The 893-nt window shown below is 39.6% G+C and carries 1 protein-coding gene; it reads left to right on the plus strand.

The window, feature by feature from the left end:
* Nucleotides 1-97: 97 nt before the first annotated feature.
* A complete protein-coding gene (locus KIV40_RS10030; protein WP_012126577.1) occupies nt 98-859 on the plus strand; it encodes an IS5 family transposase in 762 nt (253 codons plus the stop codon).
* Nucleotides 860-893 lie beyond the last annotated feature (34 nt).

An 893-nucleotide genomic window follows, 5' to 3' on the forward strand; every position in this document is an offset into this window, starting at 1 on the left:
AATAGATAGGGTGTGTTGATCTTTCGTGAGTATTTTTTGAACAACATGGTAAAGAGTTATAATTTGCTTCGCCAAAAGTAAAACCATAACCAATACCATGCCAAGAACAATGCTAACTGATATTCGATGGGAACTGCTACTTCAAATTATGAAAAGTACAGGTCGTATTTACGATAAAACTGAACATCGAATGACATTTGAAGGAATACTTTATCGAATGAGAACAGGTATTCCTTGGCGAGATCTACCCTCTGAGTTCGGAGAGTGGAGTACCGTTTACAGACGATTTAATCTTTGGTCAAAGAAAGGGGTTTTAGATAAGCTTTTCAGAAGCTTATCTAGCATGGCTGATTTTGAATGGGTCTTTCTTGACGGCTCTATAGTTCGAGCGCACCAGCATAGTACAGGCGCAGCTACTGAAAGCTCAGAGCAAATAGGAAAAAGTTGCGGGGGCAACTCAACCAAAATTCACTTAGCTGTGGATAGTGGTGGCTTACCGATTTGCTTTGATTTATCAGAAGGCCAACGCCACGATATATTGCATGCCAAAAGCTTAGTTGAACAACTCGATGAAGTTAATACCATCGTTTGTGATAAAGGATATGACAGCGAAGCTTTCCGTACTTTTGTTAAGGAACATGGCGGAGAAACGGTCATTGCTAAACGCAATTATGGGCAAGATATAGACAAAACCAGTATGGATTGGTGTCTATACAAGTATCGTCATCTGGTTGAAAATGCCTTTGCGAGAATTAAGCATTATCGAGCTATTTCAAGTAGATATGACAAGTTAGAAAGGAATTATGCCAGCATGTTATCGCTGGCATTCATGTTAATGTGGTTACCGATGTATTGCTGAATACGAAATGTACAGCAAAGATCAACACGCCCTA

Source organism: Vibrio sp. D173a, from assembly GCF_030248475.1.